This window comes from Paenibacillus thermotolerans (assembly GCF_028745515.1).
Lineage (GTDB): Bacteria > Bacillota > Bacilli > Paenibacillales > YIM-B00363 > Paenibacillus_AE > Paenibacillus_AE thermotolerans.
In genome coordinates, this window is sequence record NZ_JAQZSG010000001.1 from 334,128 (window position 1) to 352,703 (window position 18,576).

Genomic DNA, 18,576 nt, shown 5'->3' on the forward strand with positions numbered 1-18,576 from the left:
TTGAGCTTCAGCCTGTTTTTTTGTTCGAAGCGTGCGCCGGCTCCCGAAGGACGCAACTCTTGTGCTCCCCGTTCACCCAATACACATTGACGGACAGCGGTCTAGGCTCCTGTAAGTACATCGCTCTCATATACTTGGCCAAACCGGAGCGCAGGGCGATCTCCTTCGCCGTCTTCGCTTTCGCGATGCCCCCGTCCACCGTCAGCGCGATCGCCATATCGTAGCTCGGAAAACCGACAAGGAAAGATGACGGCATCCCTTTCTCCCTCAGCTCCTTCAAGAAAAACTGCAGCTGGAACGGGTGGTCGGCGCCGTAAAACACATGCATCGTTCCGCCTTCCCAAAAGTTCAGCGCGGGAAACGATTCCGCAGGCGGCACCCAGCCTTTGGCGCGCACGTTATCGTACGCAATCCGCTTCCACCTCGCCTGCTCGCCCGGCGGAACCATCTGCTTGCTCAGCAGCAAACATATGCCGTCCCTCCGTTCCAGAAACATCGTATCCAGCCCTTCCACCGTCGCGTCGGTCAGCAGCCCGTCTCTTTCCCCTCTCCGGTCCGGAGCATACAGCTTGTGACGCAGCACAGGGTATACGTGCTCCTCGCGAAAGCCTTGCCAGTCTTCCTGCAAGCTGCGCGACATGCTTAATGCCTTCACTTGCGCATTCAGCCCTTCGATCACGCAATTCAAATCGTTCGTTCGGGAATAAGCGGTCCAAATATTGTTGAAATTCATTACCGCCAAATCTTCCTGATAGCCTTCAAAACGTATCGTATACAGCAATTCCTCCTCTTTCGGCTCAAATCGGATGCTCGGCTCCTTCTCCTGAATATGCTTGATCAAAAACGCCGTCATCTCTTCCTTCGTAAACAATAATGCTCCCATTCGCCTTTCACTCCTTATCGGCTGTTTTCAAAAAATCGGAATAACAAAAAACACCTTCGGAACGGCCGAGGCCGTTCCAAAGGTGTGCTTCACCTTAAGATGTGCTGTTGGATATATCATACCACCATTTTCCAATCCATGCAATCCTTTTATTGCTTTTCTTGCTCCCACTGTTGAACGAGCGACGTCAAATAGGCTCGTACGGAGCCGGAAAGCTCGGGGCGCCGCAGGGCGAATTCAATCGTCGCCTCGATATATCCGAACTTGTCGCCGATGTCGTACCGCTTGCCTTGCAGCGTGCAGGCGATCATGCGCTTGTCCTTGTTCAAAATCCGCAGCGCGTCCGTCAGTTGGATTTCTCCCCCGCGTCCGGGCTGCAAATGCTCCAGAATGCGGAATACGTGGGGCTCGATAATATACCGGCCGATTACCGCCAAATTGGACGGCGCCTGCTCCCGGTCCGGCTTCTCAACCAAATCCTCAAGCCACGTTCCGTTCACGCCCGCTACGGGCTCCGACGGGGAGACGATGCCGTACTTTTGCACTTCATCCCAAGGCACCTGCTGCACGGCTACGACGGACGTCCGATGCTCCTCGTGCGCCTGAAGCATTTGCTTCAGGAACGAGGGCTTCGATTCGATAATGTCGTCCCCGAGCAATACGGCGAACGGCTCGTCTCCGATAAACGTTCTGGCGCACAATACGGCGTGTCCGAGTCCGAGGGGCTGCTTTTGGCGAATGTAATGAATGTCGACCATGTTGGAAATGCCGCGGATCATGTTCAGCATTTCCTCGTTCTTTTTTTCCTCCAGCATCAATTCCAGCTCGATCGATTTGTCGAAATGGTCCTCGATCGCCCGTTTATTCCGGCCGGTTACGATAATGATATCTTCGATGCCCGCATCGATGGCTTCCTCCACGATATATTGGATAGCGGGTTTATCCACAATCGGCAGCATCTCTTTCGGCTGCGCTTTAGTCGCCGGCAAAAATCGGGTGCCAAGACCCGCGGCCGGAATGATCGCTTTACGTATCATCATGTATACCTCTCTTTTCTTCCCGTTGCTTCGAACAGCCGCCGAACGACGGACCGATCGACCGTGCGCGAGCCGAGCGGAGCATGAAAAGCGATGCCGTCGCGAAACCCGTGGAAATCCGAGCCCGCCGTCGCAACGAGCCCGAGCCGCAGCCCCAGCTTCCGGTATGCCGCTTCCTTCGCTTCGTCGTGGTCCGCATGCGCGGCTTCAACCCCGTCCAGTCCGGCGGACACAAGCCGCTCGGCGAGCTCTTCCCCTGCGGAATAAAGCCCCGGATGAGCGAGCACCGCAGCGCCGCCCGCTTCATGAATCCAGCGCACTGCCAACTCCGGCGCCACTCTCGGTACCGTAACGTACGCCTTGCCGCCGGAGCCGATCAGCGTCTCGAACGCTGCGGAGACGGATTCGACGTACCCTTTGCGCACAAGCAGCTCCGCGATGTGAGGACGGCCGACGGCCTTCTCCTTGCCGCTTCTCCGCTCCGCCGCAACCGCTTCCGCCTCCTGCAGCGTCACGACATAGCCTAATTCGTTCAGCTTTTCAATCAGCAGCTCGTTGCGCTTCAATCTCGCGTCGCGCTGCTCGGCAAGCCGTTCGAGGAACGTTTCGTCGCGAATGTCGACCCAATACCCGAGCACGTGCACATCCCCGTCGTCGCCGCTCGTGCTGATTTCAACGCCGGGAATGACCGTAACGCCGCTTCCGGCTCCTTCTTCCAGCGCCTCCGCGACGCCGGCCACCGTATCGTGATCCGTTATGGCAAGGCCGGCCAAACCCGATTGTTTGGCAAGGCGCACGTTTTCGCTCGGCGTTTGGCGGCCGTCGGACGCCGTCGTATGCGTATGCAGGTCGTACCGCCCTTCGTTCATTCCGTCCGTCTCCTTTACAGCCATTTGCTGAGATCCCTCTCCCGCAAAAAGGTCAAGAACGTAACCGCCGAAATCGGCAGGAGGGTCGTTTTTAAATACATCGCGTAAAAATGCCTCATGAACCGGATTTCGCGCAAGGGCACCATCTTGAGCACCCCGAGGGCGAGCTCATGCTTGACGGACGATTGCGACAAAAACGTGATGCCGAGCCCGGCTTCGACCGCCGACTTGACTGCGCCGGTGCTCCCGAGCTCCATGACGATTTTCATCGACGCGGGGTCGATCGAGGCGCGGCGCAGCTCCTGCTCCATCACCTGGCGCGTCCCGGAGCCCTGCTCCCGCAGCACGAACGGATATGTGAGCACATCCTCAAGCGTAACTTCCGGCAAAGACAGCAGCGGATGTCCGTCGGGCACGATCAGCTTCAGCTCATCGCTGAGCACCGGCTCCGTATGAACATCCGGATGGACGACCGGCGCTTCAATTAATCCGAACGTAAGCTGATGGCGCGTCATTTCTTCAAGAATTTGCGTCGTGTTCATCACTTTCATCTGGATCGCAATGTTCGGGTATTCCTGGTTAAAAGGCCCGAGCAGCCTTGGCAGCACATATTCCCCGACCGTCAGGCTGGCGCCCAGCTGCAGCCTGCCCTCCAGCATATGCGTAAATTTGGATAAGGCGATATCCGTCTCCTTCACGAGCTCGATGCTTCTGCGGGCGTAAGGGAGAAGCGCTTTCCCCGCGTCCGAAAGTTCGATTTTTTTGGTGGAACGGATAAACAATTTCGTTCCGAAATATTCCTCAAGCGCTTGAACCTGCATGGTCACAGCGGGCTGAGTCATATGAAGGGCGGCAGCGGCCGCAGAGAAGCTGCCCTTCTCGGCCACCGTATGAAATATATGCAGTTGATGAAAGCTTAGCGCCATATGAGCTCACCGCTTTACGAGTTTTTTATAACTAACGAGATCGGCAATTGTTTAGTTTCAACAAAACCTTTCGCCAATCGCGGTCTTGCTACATTATACCAGAGTGCAGCGGCATGAAAAAAGCGCGGGGCTAACGCACACACCGCGCCTTCATCTTTTTTTTCTGCCGTTTTTGATCAACGTCATCCGTCTCGAGTGGCGAAGCCACGAATAATACGTCCGCAAATCCCTTAGCTCCATCGTTTCCGACATCCTGCCTAAGAACGTTACGACGATCATCTTTTCCAGAGGCTTGCCCTCAAGATCCATATGGCGGTCGGAAGGCGCAAACTCGGCGACGAACACCAAATCGTCCTCTACCGTATACACATCCTGTTCGTTTCGGTAATAGGAACGGATCGTCCCTTTCTTCAGATGCTCCCAAAGAAATGCGCAAATATCGTCGGTGCCCGTTTTCTCCGATTCCACCCGGTTCGTCCACCGTTCCTTGGCGTGATTCGTCACGATAATGTCGGCGATTCTTTTGTCCCCCAGCTGCACGAAAAATGATTCGTAAGTCCCCCACCGTTCCGTCGCTTTATCCTTCATTCGTCTCCTCCGCTGTACGGCCGCCGCCTTTGTTATTTCTCATATTACAACAGGAAATTAACTTTTCCAGCGAAAAAGAAACGCATAAAAAATGCCTCCCGCCGAAACGGAAGGCATTGCTTTTTTTCTAAAAATGTGCTTAGTAGGTATAAAATCTCGTTTTGTCCGGTATCGTATTGTTGTATTCCGTAGGTATTTCTGCCCGGTAAGACCGTTCTACTTTCTTTACGTAAGGCAATCGTTGTATACTTTTTATCGTCTCCTCCGCACGGTCGGCATGGACGTAAAGCACCGCATAAAACATCTTTTTGGAGATGTAGTGAAGCGTTCCGTATTTCTCAAGATTCCGTGCGGATTTCGTATCGGATAACCAGACAATGATACCGAGCCGTTCCACAAACATGAGTATTCCCCATTTCCAAGTGAGACTGGTACTTCTTATGGATACTATTATAACAGAAAATTGTCGAATGGAGCGTCGATCTTCATGTCCGAATCAATTCAGCTGATCCATATGATGAGAGGATCCGTCATCGAGTCCGTTCACCGCGGCCATATGGCCGTCGTGGACACGAGCGGGAAGCTTGCCGCCGGAGCGGGAAATCCCGATTATGTTACGTATGCCAGATCGTCCGCGAAATTTATACAGGCGGTGCCGGTCGTTGCGTCCGGCGCAGCCGAGGCGTTCGGTTACAACGAGCGGGAGATCGCAGTGATGTGCGCTTCCCACGGCGGCGAGCAGCGGCACGTGGAAACCGTCGCGGGCATGCTCGGCAAGCTCGGGATCGGGCCGGAGATGCTGCTTTGCGGCGCTCACGCCCCGTACCATAAACCGTCGGCGGAAGCGCTCGCGCTGGAAGGAAAAAAGCCGACCGCTCTTCACAACAACTGCTCCGGCAAGCATACCGGGATGCTTACGTTAGCCGTTCACATGGGGGCGCCGCTCGAGACGTACTTGGAGCCGGATCACCCCGTTCAGAAGCGAATGCTCGCGACCTACGCCGCGTTCGCCGGGATCCCCGAGGATTCCATTGCCATCGGCGTGGACGGCTGCGGCGTTCCCGTGTACGGCACGCCGCTCAAAAACATCGCGCTCGCCTTCGCCCGCCTCGGGACGCCTGCAGATCCGCTTCCTTCCGAAGCGTGCCGCACGATCGTCGGCGCCGTTTCGAAGCATCCGCACATGATCGCAGGCGAAGGCCGGTTCGACACCGCGCTGATCATCGCTACGAACGGCAAGCTTGTCGGGAAGATGGGCGCGGAAGGCGTATTCGCGGTGACGATGCCGGGGTCGGGACTTGCTTTGGCGAGCAAAATCGAGGACGGCAATCAACGGGCGAATTATCCGGCCGTTACCGAGGCGCTGCTGCAGCTCGGATGGCTGACACCGGAAGAGAGCGAAAAGCTGTCGTCGTTTCATCGCCCCGTCATCAAAAACTGGGCCGGCACGGAGGTCGGCCGCACCGTGCCGGTGTTCAAGCTGGATCGATTCTGATAAATGGCGGCTCGCTCTAACGGACAAGGATGCAGTTATTCGGCGTTTTGAATGGAGTTTGCAGTTGTAACGGACACCGTAGCAGTTATTGCCTCGAAAAAACAGGGATCAGCGCCAAAAATCGGGGTTTAGCGTCTGTAGTGTCCGTTAGCGGCATGACGGTGGGGAAAATGGCGATATAACGTCTGTGGTGTCCGTTAGCAACGAAAAAAAGATGCGTCCGCCAAGGAAGCTTACGGCTTCCCTTGGCGGACGCATCCGTTATGTTCGTCACCCGCAGCTGCTGCAGCCGCCCGAGCAGCCGCCCGTGCCGCAGCTCGATCCGCTTTTCGGCAGCGGATCGTTGCTTGGAACCTTAACTGATTCCGACACCGCATGCGCAATAACTTCGGATACGTCATACAGCAGCTTATCGAGCGCATCCTCCGCCTTCTTGAATTCGCGGATCGACTCGACTCGTTCCATCTCCGCTTCGATCGCCTTTACATCGTTCAATGCGGCGTGATAGTCGGGATGAAAGTGCCCGAACCGTTCGCACTCCTCGAACCGCTCCTTCGCCTTCGCCATTTTCCGGATGATCGCTTTCGCCGCCTCGTCCTTCGCAGCGCGCTCCTTCCAGAACAAATATTGCGCGACCTCGCTGGATCGGAGCAGCGCGTTCCCGAGTTCGTCCGCTTTATCTAAAAGAGCAGGGAAATCCATTATATGTCTTTCGGCTATGCTCATTCCATCAACCTCGGATTTGCAAAATAAGATACAACTTCATCATATCATATTTGCGCGAGCAATGAAGAAGGAAAAACATTGCTTGCCCTAAGGCGCCGTTATTCCGGCAAGAGCAGCTGCGCCTCCGCCCATTCCTCGATCGCAATCCGCGCCTCCGCTCCGTCCATATATCCGACCGCGAACCACCGATCGTTCATCCGCTCCATCCTGCGAGGGTAGAACGTCTTCAGCTCTCCGTCTCTTCCGAGCTTTACATTCGTCCTCAGGCGAACCGCCGTCTCCACCAAATCCCGCATGGTCGACAGATGGTAGCGGCGCAGCTGCTTGATCCAAGCTTGCGGCACCTGCTCGGCCAGACGCACGCTTTCCGGTGCGGGCGGAGCGGGATCCACCGGGAACAAAGCGGCTGTCCGCCTGGAGTATACGAGCCCGCCGGGCGACTCCGGAGACTTCCCTTCCTCTGCGGAAGGAGGCGGCACCTCGCCTTCTTCCTTACGCGGATCATAGCCTTGCCGCTTGAGCACGTCGAACAATTCGTCGGCCATCCCGCTTCGAACGATGAGATCGCGGTCTCCGACGAGAGTTATCACGTAAGGCGCCGTCATCGGATGCGACCGGATGTCCTCGGCATCCTTCGAATCCCGGCAGCGAAGCAGCGTTACGTTCTCCATCGTCACCGTCCCGTACCGGCTCCCCCAGCCCCGCACCGTCTCCTCGACGTTCGAGGGCACCCCGTGCTTCGAGCCGCGGCGCAGCAGCTCCGTCACGTCCTCGGCGCTCATGCCCAGATCCAGAGCGCGCGTCAACGATTCCTTCGTCAAACGGTATTTTTCCAGCTCTTCGCCGCCGGCGTACTGGCAGCAGGCTTCCAGCCCCCAGCGGAGAGAGAACGGGACGCCGGGCGGAACAAGCACCTCGAAATCGGGCTGCACGTACCAGGTTCCCGCCTCTTCCGCGCCATCCGGATCCTGCTTCCACCTTACGGCATCCTCCTCGCCGTGCAAATTTCCAAGCTCAAGCCAGCCGAAGGCACGCATCGGACGCAGCCAGCACGCTCGAATCGCGTCCTCGAGCTCCGCTTGCGTCCGTCCGCCTTGCGGCACGCCGGCGCTCAGCAGCAGCTCGGTCATTCGGCTTACGCTCGTCCATTGCCCCGCGGGGAGCGACTGCAGCAAGGCGGCGGCATGCTGCAGCCATACATCGCTCGGCATGTACACCTCCCGCCAAATCGCCAGCAGCCGCTCGTTCATCTCGCGGCGGGAGCGGCCGAGCCACTCTTCGAGCCGCTTCGGGTTAGCGGCGATCCGGTCTACGCCTCCGGTAAGCAGGCCGAGACGGAGCGCCATGTCGTAGACGACGGCGAACGCAATCCCGTATTTATCCTGATGCAGATAGCTGTTCTGCAAACCCGCGAGCTCTTCGTCGGAGACGTCCAGCCTCTCGGATAAGCGCTGCAAGTCCCGCTTATGAAGCGTCCCCTTCTGCGTCAGCGGGAGAAGAGTATAACGCGCCGCCGAAAGCAGGCCGAACAGCAATGAGGCAATGCCGCGTCTCGGCTCGTAGGACGGAACGATTCGACCTGCGGGAATCGCAAGCGATTCGCCGCCGCCGACAAACAGCTGCTGCCAATATACGAATACGCCGTCAGCCAGCGTGTGGATGCGTTCGCCCCACGCCTTTTTCCGCGTCGTTACGATTCCCCTCCTGCGCAGTCCCGCCACCCCCGCCTCGGCCTCCCAGCCCGTCAGCTCCCAAGGTGCGGCGGCTTCCAGCGCCTCGCACGTAAAAGGCTCCTCGGCAAAATGAATCACGATGGCGCGGAGCGTTTTTTCCTCCGTTCCGCTTAATTGCGGCTTCTGTCCGATCATCGATACGCCTCCTCCGGTAACAGCTTCTCCGCCGCATCGGCCACTTGATACCTGTATCCTTGCTCGACCAAAAACATTTGCCGCTTCAGCGCGTAGTCCTGCTCTCTCGAATCTTTCGTCACGACGGTATAAAAATAAGCGGTATTGTCCCCGCGTTTGGGCCGGAGCACGCGGCCGAGACGCTGCGCCTCCTCCTGCCTGGATCCGAAGCTTCCCGAAACTTGGATCGCAACGGACGCATCCGGAAGGTCGATCGCAAAGTTGGCGACCTTCGATACGACCAGCAGCCGAAGCTCGCCCCGCTTAAATTTCCGGTACAGCACCTCACGCTGCTCGTGCGGCGTCTCTCCGGTAATAAGCGGTGCGCCGAACTGCTCGGAAATCCGATGCAGCTGATCGAGATACTGCCCGATGACCAGCGTCTGCTCGCCGTCATGCATGGAAAGCAGACGCTCGACAGCCTTCAGCTTCTCGACGTTTTCCCCGGCAATCCGGTGCTGCTCGCGCGAAGCGGCGCCGCGGTATTCCCTCGACGTCGCTTCGTCCATGGACACCCGGATTTCGCGGCAGCGCACATCGGCAATCCAGCCCTGCGCTTCGAGCTCCTTCCACGGCACCTCAAACCGCTTCGGGCCGACGAGTGAGAACACGTCGTCCTCGCGGCTGTCTTCGCGAATGAGCGTTGCGGTCAACCCGAGCCGCCGCGTCGCTTGAATTTCCGCCGTCGCGCGGAATACCGGAGCCGGCAGCATATGTACCTCGTCGTAAATAATGAGTCCCCAGCTGCGCTCCCGAAACAGGCGCATATGCGAATAAGGGGAGTCCTTCGATTTGCGGTGCGTCAGCATCTGATACGTAGCGATCGTGATCGGTTTGACTTGCTTGCGATCGCCGCCGTATTCGCCGACCTCCTCCTCGGTCAGCTCCGTCTTATCCAGCAGCTCTTCCTTCCACTGCCGGACGGAGGTCGAATTGGACGTTAGGATCAATGTGGCGCAGCCCAGCCGCGCCATCGCGAATATCCCAATAACGGTTTTTCCGGCGCCGCACGGCAGTACGAGCACGCCGCTCCCGCCCTCGGCGCTGCCCCCACGGTAAAACGCCTCCACCGCCCGCTCCTGGTAATCCCGCAGCTGAAACGGTTTTCCGCTCGCCGAAACGGTCCGGATGCGGATCGGAACCGTCTCGCTCTCCGCATACCCCGCAACATCCTCTACCGGATAGCCGAGCTTTAGCAGCTCCTGTTTAATTTCGCCCCGTTCCGCCGGCTTAACGCCGATGGCCCCCAGCTCCCGGTAGCCGTCGAAATACCGGAACATCGAGCCGTAGCCTTCGATTCGACGAAGCACAGTTTCGTCGTCGCAAGTAAGCAGCAGCCTGCTTCCCTCCTGCACCAGACGAAGCAATCCGAACCGGTTTACAAAAGATGTGACGAACTCCTCCACTTTTTTGGGAACGCCGAATTTCGCGTGCTCGGAAAGGGCGTGAACAATCGAATCCGCCGTCCAGCCCGAGGCGGCGGCATTCCAAAGCGATAATGGCGTAATTCGGTATGTATGCAAATGCTCTGGGCTTTTCCATAAATCGGCGAAGCCGTTCAGCGCCTTTCTTGCCTCTTCGGCTTTCCCGTGACCCGTTTCCAGCAGCACGGTATTATCGTTCTGCACGATGATCGGCTTGTCCGTCATGAAAATAATTCACCCCCGCTTACAAATAAACTCCGTTTTCCTGTAGAAGGAAAACGGAGCGGAAACGATTCTTCACGATTTCATCGAAGTACTGCCGACCGTGTTGCGCTGCTCGGAAATTTTGCTGAGCGCTTCTCCCGCTTCGTCCTCCGTCATATCCCGAACGGCCAAGTCGCCGATCGCCACGACGCCGATCAATTCGTTGTTTTCGATGACCGGCAGACGGCGAATTTGATTTTTCGCCATCAGCTTGGCGCATTCATCGACCGAGGTGTCCTTCGTCACCGTAATGACCTGCTGATCGCTCATGACCTCTTTGACGGCGGTGGAGCCGGAGTGCTTCTCCGCATATCCGCGAATGACGAGGTCTCGGTCGGTAATGACGCCGAGCAGCTGCTTGCCTTCCACAACCGGAACAAAGCCGATATTGTGAAGCTTCATCTTCAGCGCGACTTCGTAAATATTATCCTTCAACGTCACCGTTACAATGTCCGTTTCCATAATTTCGGCAACGGTTTTGACCGTTTTCATCGAATCTCCTCCTGCTTGGGTAAAGGATCAAAGCTGTATGCCTTCATGTCGGCATATTTTGCGTTCTCCCTTAGAATCCCCAAACGGAAGCCGTTCCATTCAGCGCCGGGAAGCGAGCGAATACAGCAGCCTTACGGACGTTTCAAGCGCGCTTTCGTCGATATCGAAAGACGGGTGATGATGCGGCGCTTGGACCGTATCCGAACCGGCGCCGACAAACACGAAGCATCCGGGCACGCGCTCCAAGTAGTAAGAGAAATCCTCGGCGGCCATAATGAGCGGAGACGTTGCCGTACGCTCGGCACCGAACAGCTCGGCCGCCCTGCGCAGCACGAAATCCGTCTCGGCCGGGTCGTTCACCACGGGCGGATACCCGAGCATGTATTCGAGCTCGTATGACGCTCCGAACATGCCGCACGTGTGCGCCAGCACCTCGTCGATCCGCTGCTGCGCATAGGCGCGAAGCTCCTTCTGGAACGTACGGACCGTCCCTTGCAGCTTGCAATCGGCGGCAATGACGTTGAACGTCGTTCCGCCGCGAATCGAGCCGACCGTAATGACGCTCGGCAGCGTAGGATCGAAGTTACGGCTGACGACCGACTGCAAATTGACGACTGCATGCGAAGCCACGAGCACGCTGTCGATCGCCTCGTGCGGCAAACCGCCGTGCCCGCCCTTACCCTTAATATGTACCGTAAATTCGTCGGCCGCCGCCATCATCGGGCCTGCAACCGTCTGTACCGTCCCGGCCGGCATCTGCGACCAAAGATGGATGCCGTATATGCAGTCCACTCCGTCCAGCGCCCCGTCCCGGATCATGGCGCTCGCCCCTCCCGGGGGCATTTCTTCGGCCGGCTGAAACAACAGCCGCACATTGCCTTCGAGCGACTCCTTCGACTCCGATAAAAGCTTCGCCGCCCCGAGCATCGCCGCCGTATGGCCGTCATGCCCGCAGGCGTGCATCACGCCGGGTACCTGCGACGCGTATTCGACGGTTTTCGCATCCTGAATCGGGAGCGCATCCATATCCGCCCGCAAAGCAACGGTGCGGCCGCCCCCGCTGCCGGCAAGATCGGCCACAATGCCGTAGCCGCCTACGTCCGTGCGGACGTTCCAGCCCCACTCCCGAAGCAGCCTCGCGGCAAACGCCGACGTCTCCCGCTCCTGGTACGACAATTCCGGATAACGATGCAGATGTCTGCGCCATGTCACGACCTGCTCCATCGTTTCCTGCAAAGTCTCTTCCCGAACCCGAACCATTCCGAATCCCTCCTCATTTATCTTATAGTAACATAATTGTCATTCCCCTTTAAGAGAGATGGTTGCGTCGAGGGACGAATTCATAATATCATGGGGTTGACGATTAGCCGCGAAGCGGTATTAACAGGAGGAATGTATTTTGATTATCGAGGACAGCGGACTGAAAGGACTGCAAGCGGAATTGGCCGATTTGGACGAAGCTTCGGAGAAGATCGGTTTTGTCCGTTGGCAATGGGAATATACCCGCGCTACATACGACTTGAAGATTGAAGATAAACCGAGCAAGGAAGACTATTTCGTGCGGATCAGCACAAGAGCGGTTGAAGGCAAGCTGGAAAACCCCGCAGCCGTGCTTGCGGTCGAAGAGGTTTACATCGGACGGGCCACGTTCCCGCACGGCCTGGATTACAATTCCGCAGTGCCGGAGTCGGTTATGAAGCTGGCGAAGCAGAAGCTTGCCGCCTTCAAACAGCTGATTCAGGCGTAAGCGTCAGGGAACTGAAATGGAACGTAGGGGAACGCCGGATTTTCTTTTGCTGTTGCTCACGTTTCTTTTCGTGGGGTTCGGCATCGTCATGGTATTCAGCGCCAGCTCGCCCGTTGCAGCCTACGAATACGGAGACACGCTGCTGTTTACCAAGAAGCAGCTGATCGCGGGGACGCTCGGTGCCATACTCTTGCTGCTCGCCATGAATGTGCCGTATACGAAGCTGAAGAAAGGGTATCTCCCTTTCTTCGTATGTACGCTCGGGCTGCTGGTTGCCGTGCTGCTTCAGCCCGCCGGAGGCAAGCCTCGCAGCTGGATCGATCTCGGCTTTTTTTCGATCCAGCCCGCGGAGCTCGCCAAGCTTGCCATCATCTTGTATTTAAGCTCCATGATTTGCAAGAAGGGCGAAAAATTCGAACGGTTCAAGAACGGCTTGCTGCCCGTCGCTATGGTCGTAGGGTTTGTCGCATTCTTGATCCTGAAGCAGCCGGATTTCGGTTCGGCCTTTATTTTTCTTTGCTGCAGCGCCATCGTCATTGTGGCGGGCGGAGCCAATATGAAGCATCTGCTGCTCGGTGCCGCGACTCTCGCGGTTGCCGGGGCCGTATTCATAGGGAACTTGGCTTTCTCCGAGCAGCAATCGTACAAGATGGACCGGATTCAGTGCTATCTCGATCCCTGGGCCGACAAACTAGGCGGCTGCTGGCAGAACGTACAAGCCGAGCTGGCGTTCGGCCACGGCGGCATCGGCGGAGCCGGGTTCGGCCAAAGCATCCAGAAGCTGTTTTATCTCCCCGAGGCGCATAACGACTTCATCTTCGCCATTATGGGCGAAGAGCTCGGATTTATCGGAACGCTCGTATTTTTGCTTCTATTCCTCTTATACTTGTGGAGGGGAATCATCGTCTCGCTGCGATGTCCGGATCCGTTCGGCACGCTCGTCGGCATCGGCATCATAGGCATGTTCGGCATTCAAGCGCTGATCAATATCGGAGGCGTCACGCGCGCCATTCCGATGACCGGGATTACGCTGCCTTTCATCTCTTACGGGGGTTCATCCTTGCTTGTGTGCATGCTTAGCTCCGGTATTTTGCTCAGCATCTCCCGGGATAGCTCCAAGGCGGCCGTCGAATCGGAGAAGCAGCCTCGGGTCGAGCGGATTCCGCAGCAGGTGCCCCGCATTCGTTCATAACAAAAAAAAGGCTGCACCGCTTTCAACACATAGGCGGTCAGCCTTCTTTCGTATATTATCCATTATTTCACGCGAATCGCCGGCGCTTCCTCCGTCACTTCGTCATGGAACAGTACACCCTCGACTTTCACGTTCACTTCCACCACGCGCAAACCGGTCATGTTTTCGATCGATTCCCTTACCCGCTCCTGCAGATCGCGGCAAACGTTATGAATGGCCACGCCGTAATGAACGATAACTCGCAAATCGACAGCCGCTTCCACATTGCCGACCTCGACAGAAACTCCTTTTTGCGCATTTTTGCCGGATAGCCGCTTCGCCCACCCTTCGGAAATACCTCCGGACATCGCCGCAATTCCCGGTGTTTCCAGCGCCGCCAATCCTGCAACCGTAGCTACGACATCGTCTGCAATTCGAATGCTTCCACTTTGTTCCGTCACGAAAGGCTCACCTCTTTATATAGGCTTTGATTTTCATTGTAATGGGTATCCGGATGCACTTCAAGGACAAAAAAACGGCCTATATGGCCGCTTAACCGTTATCGATTTTGGTTGACCGCGAGCGCTTCGTACAGCTGGGCGAGGTTTCGCTCCAAATTAACCAGAAGCTCTTTCCCTTCCGCTGCTTGAATCAAACCGGCACGAACCGCAAAATCGATCTCCCGGGACAAACCGTACATCTGCGTATCCAACACTTCTTCATATAACGGACATTGGCGCGTGGCCAGGTTTTCCATCTGCACCTGGATCAAATTTTCGATCTTGCGCGCGTCCTCTTGCAGCAGGTGCATCGCCTTTTGATTCAATTGGAGCAACAATTCCGAAGAAGACATGGCGCTTTCCCCCCACGTAACACCATTCAAATACTTAAGATGTTTAATGAAATTGCAAGCTTTTATATGTTTATATTAGACGAAATCGCCGCGCAGTACAAGTAATCGGGCACAAGGCGCAAAAAAGAGCGGGCCAAGGCGGCTCGCTCTTTCTATGATGCTTGCTTATCCGTTTACAACGATAACCTTCAAGCCGTGCTTTTCGAACGCTTGGGACATCGCCTGCTTCGCTTCCTCTTCGTCCGGGCCGTGTACGTGCAGCTCGTAATCGCTGTCCGTTAAAAGCGTCGTGAACAATCCGAGGATGCTCTTCACGTCAATATACTTGTTTTCATATTGAAGAACGATAGAAGATTTGAATTTGCCGGCTGTTTGCGCAATTTCCACGATGGCAGCATTTTTGTTTGTTGTCAAAAGGTATCGCCTCCGAACCCATAATGTGGAACAACCATTCTTCCCTAATCATACTTTGGGTTTGCGGCTTTATCAAGAAAATTATTGTGAGATTTGCTCACCGCAACATTATTTTAGATTTTCCGGGTTTAATACTTCCAATTCCGGAATGACGAAACGCCCGTCTTTGCGGATGAGTCGATCGTCGAACCAAATTTCTCCGCCGCCGTATTCGGGACGCTGAATGAGCACCAGATCCCAGTGAATGGAGGAACGGTTGCCGTTGTCGGCTTCCTCATAGGCTTGACCCGGAGTGAAGTGCAGGCTTCCGTCGATCTTTTCGTCGAACAGCGTATCCTTCATCGGATGCTGAATGTACGGGTTAAAGCCGATGCTGAATTCGCCGATATACCGCGCGCCTTCATCATTGTCCAATATTTCGTTCAGCTTCTTCGTGTCGTTACTCGTCGCCTCGACGATTTTCCCGTTCTCGAAGCGGAAGAAGATGTTTTCGAACGTAATGCCGCTATAAACGGAAGGCGTATTGTATTGAAGCGTGCCGTTTACGGAGTCGCGAACCGGAGCCGTGTACAGCTCGCCGTCCGGCAAGTTTTTGTCGCCGACGCATTTCACGTTCGGGATGCCCTTAATGGAGAACGTCAGGTCCGTTCCCGGTCCTGTAATACGAACTTTGTCCGTCTTCGACATCAATTCCGAAAGCGGGTCCATCGCTTTGGACATCTTCTCGTAATCGAGCGTGCAGACGTCAAAGTAGAAATCTTCGAATGCGTCCGTGTTCATGCCGGCGGATTGAGCCATGGACGGGCTCGGATAACGCATTACGACCCAGCGCGTATGACGCACCCGTTGGTCCAAGTGAACCGGCTTATAATAAATTTTCTCATACAAGCCGAGCTGGCCGTCCGGCAGCCCCGACAGCTCGCTTGCGTTCTCGCCGGAGCGAACCGCAATATAGCAGTCCATCTCTTTCATGCGGGCGAGGTCGTGGTCGCGCCACATTTCAAGGTTTTCCTTCGTCATCGATTTCAGCATCGTGCGCTGCACGGCGCGGTCCGTCAGTTGAACGAAAGGATATCCGCCGGCTGCATGCACCTCGTCGATGATGCACTTCAGCAGCTCCCGCTCGGGGCCGATCATTTCGATCAGCACTTTTTCTCCCGGTTGCACTCGAACGGAGTAGTTTACGATCGTTTGGGCCAATTTTATCATTCTAGGATCTTTCAAGTTCAGTTCCTCCTTCGAATTCTACCGCAGCAAAGTACGAAATACGCCTATTATTTTATCACAGGTCAATTTATCCAACAAACGCCGGCGAAGCGAGCGTCCCTATGAAGCCTTCATCCGGTTTTGCATTGATTTTTGCCGCCGTGCTTGGCTGCGTACAGCGCCATATCCGCACGGTAAAACAAATGCTCGACGCTCACCTTGTCGTCGCCGCGGGTCCACTCGGCGAGCCCGCAGGATACCGTTACCGGGGGTCTCGTCTCGGACGCAACGCGGCTGCGGATTCTTTCGGCGATCATCTGTCCGTGCTGAAGCGGCACCTGCGGCAAGTAAATGGCGAGCTCCTCCCCGCCCCATCGCGCGGCAACGTCCGTGTCCCGAATACATGAGCGGATAATGGTGCTGACATGCTTGAGCACGTCGTCCCCGACTTGATGCCCGTACGTATCGTTGATCGTCTTGAAATCGTCCACATCGACAACGATCAGCGTCCCTCCGTTGTCTCTTCGCTGGAACAGGAGAAGCTGCTCATCCAAATATTTGCGCGAATGAAGGCCGGTCAAATTGTCCGTAATGACCATCCGATTCAGCTCGGCGTGAAGCTGGGCGTTGGATATGGCCAGTCCGATGTGGTCCGAAAGCACTTGAAGCAGCTTATAATCCTCATAGGTAAAATAGTTTTCTTTCTCGTGAGCGACGAGAATGACCCCGACCGCCTCGGATGCGACCGTGATCGGCGCCGCAATTAGCGAGCGCGCTCCGGTATGCCTCATCAGCTTCGATTCGACGGAGCTTTTCGCCTGGTAGTCCGATATGATCACCGGCTCCTTCGTGCGGTAAACAATTCCTGAAAACCCGTAATCTATTGAAAAGTGATCTCCATGCATGGCAGGCAGGTTCGTCGCTTGCACTACGAAGGTTCTATTGTGGGGGTCTAGTTGAAGAATGCATGCAAAGTGAGCCTGGAACGCTTCAATAAGCTCCGTGCAAGCGTAATTGAACAGATCGTTCAGCCGCAGACTCTGGTTCAATCTTTTGGCAATTTCGTTTACAAGCCGCAATTCGGTTATGAGGAGATTCGACTGCTCGTTAAGCTTGACGTTTTCGAATACCGAACCGGCAGTTTCGCAAATATTGGATAAAAACACGACCTCTTCCGGAGAGAAGTGCGTGTCGGCCGCAATCTCTACAACGCCGTATACGCCTTGGTTGCCCGTAAGCGGAGCCGCGATCCTGACCGCCTTCCCTCCGGCTTCGTCCTCGATCAGCGTCCGTCCTTCCAAATACGCTGTCGTGCAAAGATCTTTTCCCGTATTTTTAAACAGCAGCGGCTTCACATGGAAGTCCGACGTTGCGATATCCTGCGTCAAATACAAGCTGGCGTCCGCATGCGGAACGCAGTCCTTGATCGCTTCCGATAACGCTTCCAAAACTTCCCGTCCCGACCGTTTCGAGCTCAGTCGCCTGACGGCGCCTTGCAGCTTGCGGTACATCTCCAATTCGCGCTTAAGACTCACATAGCTTGGGCCGCCGTCTTTCTGTGCGTCTGCTAAGCATAGTTCTTCTTTCAAAAACATCCCCTCTTTATCGCAACGACCGCGATTTTCCCAGTTCGGAACAATATTACCTATATTCTACTATACTTTCGTATATAAATGCATAACGAATTATGAAGGCTAAATCTTGACAAATGACTGATATATCACGTAGAATGAGTAGTCGAGTACGTAAGTTGGACCGCTCTTCTAACCCAAGAGTTTTGTGCAACCCTCCTGTACCGCACGTTCGGGCCTGCGGCTGAACACGTCCGAATGACGCATACGGCGTTTCCGTTTTTTTGCGGCGCGTACAGGCGCAATCGTGTCCAAGCTTATCGGAACCTAACCTAAAGAATGAGCAACGCTAACTTATATTTACGAACGAGAAGGAGTTTTTTAACCATGGCACGTTACACAGGTCCTAAATTTAAATTAAGCCGCCGTCTTGGCATTTCCTTGAGCGGCACGGGTAAAGAATTGAAGCGTCCCTTCCCTCCGGGACAACACGGCCCTGGCCAGCGCCGTAAAGTGAGCGGCTACGGCATGCAATTGATGGAGAAGCAGAAGCTTCGCCATATGTACGGCTTGAACGAGAAGCAATTCAGCAACTTGTTCGATAAAGCTTCCCATATGCAAGGCATTACGGGTGAGAACTTCATGGTTCTTCTCGAAAGCCGTCTCGATAACCTCGTGTATCGTCTTGGCTTCGCGAATTCCCGTGCCGGCGCACGCCAATTGGTGTCCCACGGCCATATCACCGTAAACGGCAAGAAGGTCGACATCGCTTCGTACCTCGTATCCACAGGCGACGTGATCGGCCTTCGCGAAAGAAGCCGCAACCTGTCTTCCGTTAAGGAAGCACTTGCGAACCGCAACTTCCTGCCGAACTACCTTGAGTTCAACGAAGCTGCATTGGAAGGCAAGTATGTTCGTACGCCGGAGCGTTCCGAGCTTCCGCAAGAAATCGACGAGAAGCAAATCGTCGAGTTCTACAGCCGATAATCAACGGTTCACAACA

The 18,576-nt window shown here is 55.6% G+C and carries 20 protein-coding genes; 4 read left to right on the top strand and 16 right to left on the bottom strand.

Annotated elements, in window-relative coordinates; all coding sequences use genetic code 11:
• Positions 1-7 precede the first annotated feature (7 nt).
• The 6 genes from PT964_RS01635 to PT964_RS01660 form a co-directional block, all read right to left on the bottom strand.
• Positions 8-883, bottom strand: a complete 876-nt coding sequence (locus PT964_RS01635) for a hypothetical protein (protein ID WP_274361559.1) — start codon at positions 881-883, stop codon at positions 8-10.
• Between the two features lie 149 nt (positions 884-1,032).
• Positions 1,033-1,923: a UTP--glucose-1-phosphate uridylyltransferase GalU gene (galU, locus tag PT964_RS01640; RefSeq protein ID WP_274361560.1), complete on the bottom strand. Its 891-nt coding sequence runs from the start codon at positions 1,921-1,923 to the stop codon at positions 1,033-1,035.
• Positions 1,920-2,813 (bottom strand): PHP domain-containing protein, encoded by an 894-nt coding sequence (locus PT964_RS01645; protein WP_274361561.1) that lies wholly within the window; start codon positions 2,811-2,813, stop codon positions 1,920-1,922. Before PT964_RS01645 ends, galU begins: the two co-directional genes overlap by 4 nt.
• Positions 2,804-3,715: a selenium metabolism-associated LysR family transcriptional regulator gene (locus PT964_RS01650; RefSeq protein WP_274361562.1), complete on the bottom strand. Its 912-nt coding sequence runs from the start codon at positions 3,713-3,715 to the stop codon at positions 2,804-2,806. Before PT964_RS01650 ends, PT964_RS01645 begins: the two co-directional genes overlap by 10 nt.
• A 150-nt stretch (positions 3,716-3,865) precedes the next feature.
• Entirely contained in the window at positions 3,866-4,303 is a 438-nt protein-coding gene (locus PT964_RS01655) for a hypothetical protein (protein ID WP_274361563.1), read from the bottom strand.
• A gap of 139 nt (positions 4,304-4,442) precedes the next feature.
• Positions 4,443-4,706, bottom strand: a complete 264-nt coding sequence (locus PT964_RS01660) for a YlbG family protein (protein WP_274361564.1) — start codon at positions 4,704-4,706, stop codon at positions 4,443-4,445.
• An 84-nt stretch (positions 4,707-4,790) separates the two neighbouring features.
• On the opposite strand from PT964_RS01660, the gene PT964_RS01665 reads away from it, so the two are divergent.
• Positions 4,791-5,798 (top strand): asparaginase, encoded by a 1,008-nt coding sequence (locus tag PT964_RS01665; protein ID WP_274361565.1) that lies wholly within the window; start codon positions 4,791-4,793, stop codon positions 5,796-5,798.
• A 270-nt stretch (positions 5,799-6,068) separates the two neighbouring features.
• Here the strand turns inward: PT964_RS01665 and PT964_RS01670 are convergent, their stop codons facing one another.
• From PT964_RS01670 to PT964_RS01690, 5 genes are all read right to left on the bottom strand, one after another.
• Positions 6,069-6,524: a YlbF/YmcA family competence regulator gene (locus PT964_RS01670; protein ID WP_274361566.1), complete on the bottom strand. Its 456-nt coding sequence runs from the start codon at positions 6,522-6,524 to the stop codon at positions 6,069-6,071.
• A 98-nt stretch (positions 6,525-6,622) separates the two neighbouring features.
• Positions 6,623-8,392: a helicase-associated domain-containing protein gene (locus PT964_RS01675; RefSeq protein ID WP_274361567.1), complete on the bottom strand. Its 1,770-nt coding sequence runs from the start codon at positions 8,390-8,392 to the stop codon at positions 6,623-6,625.
• The gene (locus PT964_RS01680) at positions 8,389-10,080 is read right to left on the bottom strand and encodes a DNA repair helicase XPB (protein ID WP_274361568.1); all 1,692 of its coding nucleotides are present in this window, start codon (positions 10,078-10,080) and stop codon (positions 8,389-8,391) included. Before PT964_RS01680 ends, PT964_RS01675 begins: the two co-directional genes overlap by 4 nt.
• A gap of 72 nt (positions 10,081-10,152) precedes the next feature.
• Positions 10,153-10,611 (bottom strand): CBS domain-containing protein, encoded by a 459-nt coding sequence (locus tag PT964_RS01685; RefSeq protein WP_274361569.1) that lies wholly within the window; start codon positions 10,609-10,611, stop codon positions 10,153-10,155.
• Between the two features lie 99 nt (positions 10,612-10,710).
• Complete coding sequence (locus tag PT964_RS01690) at positions 10,711-11,871, bottom strand: amidohydrolase (RefSeq protein ID WP_274361570.1); 1,161 nt, start codon at positions 11,869-11,871, stop codon at positions 10,711-10,713.
• A 139-nt stretch (positions 11,872-12,010) separates the two neighbouring features.
• On the opposite strand from PT964_RS01690, the gene PT964_RS01695 reads away from it, so the two are divergent.
• Positions 12,011-12,358: a YugN family protein gene (locus tag PT964_RS01695; RefSeq protein ID WP_274361571.1), complete on the top strand. Its 348-nt coding sequence runs from the start codon at positions 12,011-12,013 to the stop codon at positions 12,356-12,358.
• Between the two features lie 16 nt (positions 12,359-12,374).
• Positions 12,375-13,550 carry a putative lipid II flippase FtsW gene (gene ftsW / locus PT964_RS01700; RefSeq protein ID WP_274361572.1) on the top strand — a complete coding sequence of 392 codons (1,176 nt, stop codon included), beginning with the start codon at positions 12,375-12,377 and terminating at the stop codon, positions 13,548-13,550.
• A gap of 62 nt (positions 13,551-13,612) precedes the next feature.
• On the opposite strand, the gene PT964_RS01705 is transcribed toward ftsW, so the two are convergent.
• The 5 genes from PT964_RS01705 to PT964_RS01725 all read right to left on the bottom strand — a co-directional run bounded on the left by PT964_RS01705 (position 13,613) and on the right by PT964_RS01725 (position 17,591).
• The gene (locus PT964_RS01705; protein ID WP_274361573.1) at positions 13,613-13,990 is read right to left on the bottom strand and encodes an Asp23/Gls24 family envelope stress response protein; all 378 of its coding nucleotides are present in this window, start codon (positions 13,988-13,990) and stop codon (positions 13,613-13,615) included.
• Positions 13,991-14,088: 98 nt separating this feature from the next.
• Complete coding sequence (locus tag PT964_RS01710; protein WP_274361574.1) at positions 14,089-14,382, bottom strand: Fpa/YlaN family protein; 294 nt, start codon at positions 14,380-14,382, stop codon at positions 14,089-14,091.
• 165 nt (positions 14,383-14,547) lie between these two features.
• A complete protein-coding gene (locus tag PT964_RS01715; protein WP_274361575.1) occupies positions 14,548-14,796 on the bottom strand; it encodes an HPr family phosphocarrier protein in 249 nt (82 codons plus the stop codon).
• Between the two features lie 108 nt (positions 14,797-14,904).
• Positions 14,905-16,020: an aminopeptidase gene (locus PT964_RS01720; protein WP_274361576.1), complete on the bottom strand. Its 1,116-nt coding sequence runs from the start codon at positions 16,018-16,020 to the stop codon at positions 14,905-14,907.
• A 113-nt stretch (positions 16,021-16,133) separates the two neighbouring features.
• Entirely contained in the window at positions 16,134-17,591 is a 1,458-nt protein-coding gene (locus PT964_RS01725) for a sensor domain-containing diguanylate cyclase (RefSeq protein WP_274361577.1), read from the bottom strand.
• Between the two features lie 369 nt (positions 17,592-17,960).
• On the opposite strand from PT964_RS01725, the gene rpsD reads away from it, so the two are divergent.
• A complete protein-coding gene (rpsD, locus tag PT964_RS01730; protein WP_274361578.1) occupies positions 17,961-18,560 on the top strand; it encodes a 30S ribosomal protein S4 in 600 nt (199 codons plus the stop codon).
• The last annotated feature ends 16 nt before the right edge of the window (positions 18,561-18,576 follow it).